9 protein-coding genes are annotated in these 4,934 nt (G+C 63.0%); all 9 read right to left on the bottom strand.

Annotation, left to right across the window (positions count from 1 at the left end):
* Window positions 1-533: 533 nt before the first annotated feature.
* The 9 genes from ACP5E6_RS16100 to ACP5E6_RS16060 all read right to left on the bottom strand — a co-directional run bounded on the left by ACP5E6_RS16100 (window position 534) and on the right by ACP5E6_RS16060 (window position 4,877).
* Window positions 534-1,010 (bottom strand): hypothetical protein, encoded by a 477-nt coding sequence (locus ACP5E6_RS16100; protein WP_427955788.1) that lies wholly within the window; start codon window positions 1,008-1,010, stop codon window positions 534-536.
* Between the two features lie 12 nt (window positions 1,011-1,022).
* The gene (locus ACP5E6_RS16095; RefSeq protein ID WP_427955787.1) at window positions 1,023-1,637 is read right to left on the bottom strand and encodes a hypothetical protein; all 615 of its coding nucleotides are present in this window, start codon (window positions 1,635-1,637) and stop codon (window positions 1,023-1,025) included.
* Window positions 1,634-2,038 (bottom strand): hypothetical protein, encoded by a 405-nt coding sequence (locus ACP5E6_RS16090; protein WP_427955784.1) that lies wholly within the window; start codon window positions 2,036-2,038, stop codon window positions 1,634-1,636. The genes ACP5E6_RS16095 and ACP5E6_RS16090 overlap by 4 nt, the downstream gene beginning before the upstream one ends.
* A gap of 146 nt (window positions 2,039-2,184) precedes the next feature.
* Window positions 2,185-2,577: a hypothetical protein gene (locus tag ACP5E6_RS16085; protein ID WP_427955782.1), complete on the bottom strand. Its 393-nt coding sequence runs from the start codon at window positions 2,575-2,577 to the stop codon at window positions 2,185-2,187.
* A 41-nt stretch (window positions 2,578-2,618) separates the two neighbouring features.
* Window positions 2,619-2,834, bottom strand: a complete 216-nt coding sequence (locus ACP5E6_RS16080; RefSeq protein WP_427955780.1) for a hypothetical protein — start codon at window positions 2,832-2,834, stop codon at window positions 2,619-2,621.
* The gene (locus tag ACP5E6_RS16075; protein ID WP_427955778.1) at window positions 2,816-3,133 is read right to left on the bottom strand and encodes a hypothetical protein; all 318 of its coding nucleotides are present in this window, start codon (window positions 3,131-3,133) and stop codon (window positions 2,816-2,818) included. Before ACP5E6_RS16075 ends, ACP5E6_RS16080 begins: the two co-directional genes overlap by 19 nt.
* A gap of 51 nt (window positions 3,134-3,184) precedes the next feature.
* Window positions 3,185-3,430, bottom strand: coding sequence for a hypothetical protein (locus ACP5E6_RS16070; protein WP_427955775.1), 246 nt, complete (start codon window positions 3,428-3,430; stop codon window positions 3,185-3,187).
* Between the two features lie 88 nt (window positions 3,431-3,518).
* Window positions 3,519-4,007, bottom strand: coding sequence for a single-stranded DNA-binding protein (gene ssb / locus ACP5E6_RS16065; protein ID WP_427955773.1), 489 nt, complete (start codon window positions 4,005-4,007; stop codon window positions 3,519-3,521).
* Window positions 4,008-4,595: 588 nt separating this feature from the next.
* Entirely contained in the window at window positions 4,596-4,877 is a 282-nt protein-coding gene (locus ACP5E6_RS16060; RefSeq protein ID WP_427955770.1) for a hypothetical protein, read from the bottom strand.
* Window positions 4,878-4,934: the final 57 nt, after the last annotated feature.

The raw sequence follows: 4,934 nt of genomic DNA, 5'->3' as shown, positions 1-4,934 counted from the left end.
TTCATCACTCAGGAGGCGGCTGGCCCTTGCCAGCGACGTCCCTCGTGTGCGGTCCAGGAGAACCGGGGCCGGGCGGACGGTCAGGGCAGAGGGCGCCCTATCGCGCCCGAACCGCTCTTGGGCGGCGCGAGCTTGCGAGCGGCCTTGATCGGCCGACCGGCCCCGGTTCAGACCGCAGAACACGAGGGCGCGGCTGGCGAGGACGGTTGACGACAGCGCCGCAGGCGCATTTGGTCATGTTTTGTTCCATTATGACGATCCGGTCGGATTTTCCCACTTCGGGCGATGCGTCATTTGCTGCGGTCCAGCTGCTGCTGCTGTTGCGGCGGCGATGATCCGGCGTTTGAGTTCGGCCACTCCTGCATCGAGCGCGGATGCTCCGGGCAGATGGCTGAAAGGCAGCCAGAACGCGGTTCAATCTTCCGCTGCGGATGGGACACCAGCGAGTCTTTCGAGCGCCCCGATTGAGCTGGCGCGTCGGATCGCCTCGCTGACAGCATCGATGCGGCACTGGTGCCGCTGATTGGCGGGTTTCATGAGCCCTGCCCTCCGTGCTCTGTCCCCGTCGTTGCTGGCGCGCCACTCGCAATCGGACCGTTGATGGACCGCTCCCGGAAATGCCAGTCGTCGTTCCAGATCGTGTGCAGATCCGTCCCCGGCATGAACGGGTTCTCGTCAGCGCGGAACCCGCGCCGGTGCGCGACGTCGCCGTCGCGTGGGACGAGCGCATGGGTGGATTGACCCGGTTTCTGGTCCAGATCGGCGGCGAGGCGTTCGCGCACCAGTGCCGAGAAGGCGATCAGCGCATCCAGAGCGGCTTCGCTGCTACCAGCTTCGGGCAGACCTGGTACGAGAAGGGTGTTGGTGTCGTAGGAATGGCGTGCGACGGCAGCAATCGTGCCTCGGAGCAGGGCGTCATGGGCGTGGCTGGCGATCGGCAGGGTGCCGTCCGGGCAGGTGGCTCGGCAGAAGCCGATCGTGCCCGATCGTTCGCAGTATGCGGTGAGCATAGCGGGATCCTTTCAGGGGGAACGGGAAGGAGGAGATGCGGTGAGGTCGATCGGGCCGGATGCGACAAGCCAGTGTCGGAGCGATTGGCGCATGCGGCCGATCATGTCGTTGATGATCGTGAGCGGTGCGTCCGGTGCGATCCAGCCGGATTTGATGAAGCCTGGGATCCAGCTGCGGGCGACGTCGATGTAGATGTGGCCGCCGGCGATCGCGACGTCGGTGAACGGGCCATCGATGGCGCGGGTCATCGAGAAGATTTCCGCAGCGGGCGCGGTGCCGAACGTGTCGGGCAGGCTTCGGCGCGGTGGCCGAGGCCATCGTGTTGCGATCCCGCCTGCGATCATGGCGTCGGCCCAATCGCGGGTCATGACCTGATCGTAGTGGAGATCGGCGATCTGTTCGAACCGGGCGTCGCGCAACCCGTAAAGGGCGGACAGCACGGCGACCTGGGCGTGGGCGCCGGCATGGCCGACGGTGCGTAGGGTTTGCCAGAGCGGTCCGTCGTAGAAGTCGATTGCAAGCGGCCGGGTTAGGTCGCGCCGCTTGCGTTGCGAGCAGGCGAGGATCAGCAGCCGTCGGGATTTCGGCATCCCGGTGATGATCGGGAGTTCTGATGCGCCGCTCATGCCGCTTTCCTGAGCGGCTCATGGCGATGACGACGGCGGTTGAGGTAGCGCTCGACCAGATGGGCGGCGGGGTGATCGGGACAGGTGGGCCATAGCCGGTGATGCCCTTCGTCGTCGGCAAGTTGGAGAAGGCGGACGGTGACGGTCTGCCGTCTGCCGGTGCGGAGGGATCGCACGATTGCGAGGTCCGAGCGGCCGGCGATGTAGAGATTCTCCCATCGGCCGGTGTCGGGATTTCGCCGGGCTGCGGTGTAGACGCCATTGAGGAAGGCTTCGACGACCCATGGGTTGCGGCAGATCGGTGCGCCCCGATAGCGATCGCGCCACCAGCCGTCATCCTGAATGTAGTAGATGTTGCCGACGGCAATGGTGCCGATGCGCAGCGGGTTGTTACCGCCCATGAAGCGGGACGCGAAGTATTGGCGGAGCATGGGATCGACCTTTCGGGCATGCGACAACGGCCGGATCAGGCCAGCCTGTCCGGTTCAATCGGTCGCAGAGGATGTAGGGTGGTTGGGATCAGCCCCGAAAGGGGCGGATCACCGGATTAGTGAAGCTTGAGCAGCAGGCCGATGATGGCGAGGCCAAGCGTTCCGAAACCCAGGATGCTGCCGACAGTCCATCGGAGATTGGAATTCAACCCTGTTTGCAACTCGGTCCGAACGGACTGGACTTCTGTATGCAATTCGGTCCGGACTGATTGGATACTTCCTGTGAGATCCGTCCGGACTGACTGTACCTCGACGCGAAGGTCGGCGATGGCCTTGTCAGTCGCATCGAATTTGGCGAGCACCGTGTTGGTCAGGTCCCGGACCATGGCCTTGAGTTCGCCGAAATCCTTCTCGGATCGAGCGGCCATGTGTTCGAGAATGGCAACGCGGGTCTCCATCTCAAGAGGGTAGTCTGAGGGGCCGTGCTTTTCAACAGGTGAATCGGGCATGAGCATCTCCTATCATGTTGGAGGCTGAGGATGAAGGCGCTTCAGATGTCGAGAGACATCTGAAGCGCGGACGGAACGGCCATCACGCCGCCGCTGCCGAATTCGTAACGGCAGCGTTCGGCGAGGGTTTCGAGCGCCTGGTCGGTCAGGGCATGCAGGCCGAGTTGGGCGAGGATGTCGCAGGCGACATTGAACCCTTCATCCTTGTTGCGGGCACAGATCGCCTCGATATCGTCGATCAGCTGGTGGCGGGGCATCGCTCGGGCTCCTCCATTTTCATGTACGTTTCCTGTCCCAACCCGTCGTTTTTGGTTGCCGCATCGTAGCCGTTGGGCTTGCGGCAGCCTTTGGCGATCGAGACCGAGATGTAGAAGGATTCATCGGGGTGGGCTTGGTGAACCGATTTCCCGAAATCGGCTACGGCACTCTTGATGTCGTTCACGGTGCTGACCACCTCGATCGTCTTGCGATCGAGAGATTTTCCCATCAACGCGAGGGTCATGCCGAAGGGGGTCTTACGGCCGGGGATGGTCTTCAAGGTAATGGTGCAGGGCATTGGATCGATCCTTTCTGGGGGTTTGGCCGGGCATCACCCGGTCGGGGATAATCAGTCGGCGTCGGCAGGGGAGCGTCGGGCTGTGGTGAAGCCGTAGGCGAAATCTGCGCTGTTCTCGATCAGGCGGGCGCCGATCATGGCGGTGGTGCAGAACCGACGCAGATCGCCGGCGGTGATGCGCTGTTCGCCCCACGACATGATGACGTGATGGTCGGGGTAGCGGTTGACGTTCAGCAGATTGGCGAGATGCCGGATTTCGGTTTCGGTCACGAAACCCGGTGCGATGGCGTGAGCCATGGTCGTCTCCTGTCGAGAGTTGGGAAGAAGAAGAAAGAGGGGGAACCCATGGGCGATCGGTGAGGGCCGATCGCCCGGTCTGGGGAGGTCAATCAACGCAGGGTGCGAAGGGGATTTCGTCGTCGAGATCGGCACCTGCGCCGGGTGTGAAGCCACCCGTGGCCCCGGCGGTCTCGCGCTGACGCGAGGTTGCGGCGCGCTCACCGCCCTCCCGGCGACCACCATTCGGTGAGCCGAGGAGGATCAGCTGACTGTCGAAGCCGCTCAGGACCACCTCGGTCGTGTAGCGTTCGTTGCCGCCCTGATCGACCCATTTCCGGGTCTTCAGCATGCCTTCCACCAGCACCTTGTCGCCCTTCGCGCAGTATTTCTCGATCACCCCGATCAGGCCTTCGTTCCACACCACGATCCGGTGCCATTCGGTGCGTTCCTGCCGCTCGCCGCTGTGCTTGTCGGTCCAGCTTTCGCTGGTCGCCAGCGACATCGAGGCGACCTTTCCGCCCGACTGGGTGATGCGGATTTCGGGGTCTTGACCGAGGTTTCCGATCAGGGTGACGCGATTCATTGATCCAGCCATATTCAGTCTCCTGTTTTCATTTCATCACTCAGGAGGCGGCTGGCCCTTGCCAGCGACGTCCCTCGTGTGCGGTCCAGGAGAACCGGGGCCGGGCGGACGGTCAGGGCAGAGGGCGCCCTATCGCGCCCGAACCGCTCTTGGGCGGCGCGAGCTTTGCGAGCGGCCTTGACCGGCTGGCCGGGCCCGGTTCAGACTGCAGAACACGAGGGCGCGGCTGGCAAGGACGGTTGACGACAGCGCCGCAGGCGCGATTGATTATTTTCGTTAGTTATTTGAGAATTTCGTCGTTCCGGTTTTTTCGTTCGGCGAGATTTGGACAACGGGATGATATCTCATCGTGATCTGCAGGGTTTGGCAGGATTGGCGGACTACTTTCCGCTGATTGGTGATTATCTGCGGGGTGCCACCACCGAGGTGCAATTCGAGACCGATCGGGGCGATCAGTTCCGAACTCATATCATTGTCGATGCCGCCTTGTTCCCAAGCGTCATGATCGCGGTCGAAGGGTCTGACAGCGCGGTTGTGGCGCGTCGGTTTTTCGCGTTACCTGAGCTCGACTTTGCGCATTTTTGTGTTCTGGGCAGGCGGTCAGCGGATCGCCCAGAAGATGTCCTCTGCGGCGATGAACTCGAGTGCCCGGTCGATCGAGAGCTTGGCCGGGCCGAGCGGTCCGGATGCGACCCAGCGTTCCTTCCAGAGCGACCAATAGAGCACGTGGAAGCGGCCTTCGGTGTCGGTCGGCCGCAGCCGGGCGACCGGTGCGCCGGAACGGGCATTATATAACGTGTAGCCGCGGTTGCGCCGCTCGGCGGTCAGGCTGCCCCTGCGGCACCGGAACGCCTCGATCTGTTCGATAACGGGATCGGTCATGGCCGGCAGATTAGCCGACAAATTGGCGTGCTGTCGTGTCCGGGCTCTTGCGAATCA

Origin of the sequence: Acidiphilium sp. (assembly GCF_049977125.1) — a bacterium.
Lineage (GTDB): Bacteria > Pseudomonadota > Alphaproteobacteria > Acetobacterales > Acetobacteraceae > Acidiphilium.
Note: the sequence above shows the minus strand (reverse complement) of the source record. Positions and strands in the feature narration are given on the sequence as shown.

Bases quoted from the DNA above. Each gene is read 5' to 3' on its own strand.
- ACP5E6_RS16100 (WP_427955788.1), bottom strand. From the start codon at position 1,010: ATGCTCACCGCATACTGCGAACGATCGGGCACGATCGGCTTCTGCCGA.
- ACP5E6_RS16095 (WP_427955787.1), bottom strand. From the start codon at position 1,637: ATGAGCGGCGCATCAGAACTCCCGATCATCACCGGGATGCCGAAATCC.
- ACP5E6_RS16090 (WP_427955784.1), bottom strand. From the start codon at position 2,038: ATGGGCGGTAACAACCCGCTGCGCATCGGCACCATTGCCGTCGGCAAC.
- ACP5E6_RS16085 (WP_427955782.1), bottom strand. From the start codon at position 2,577: ATGCCCGATTCACCTGTTGAAAAGCACGGCCCCTCAGACTACCCTCTT.
- ACP5E6_RS16080 (WP_427955780.1), bottom strand. From the start codon at position 2,834: ATGCCCCGCCACCAGCTGATCGACGATATCGAGGCGATCTGTGCCCGC.
- ACP5E6_RS16075 (WP_427955778.1), bottom strand. From the start codon at position 3,133: ATGCCCTGCACCATTACCTTGAAGACCATCCCCGGCCGTAAGACCCCC.
- ACP5E6_RS16070 (WP_427955775.1), bottom strand. From the start codon at position 3,430: ATGGCTCACGCCATCGCACCGGGTTTCGTGACCGAAACCGAAATCCGG.
- ssb (WP_427955773.1), bottom strand. From the start codon at position 4,007: ATGGCTGGATCAATGAATCGCGTCACCCTGATCGGAAACCTCGGTCAA.
- ACP5E6_RS16060 (WP_427955770.1), bottom strand. From the start codon at position 4,877: ATGACCGATCCCGTTATCGAACAGATCGAGGCGTTCCGGTGCCGCAGG.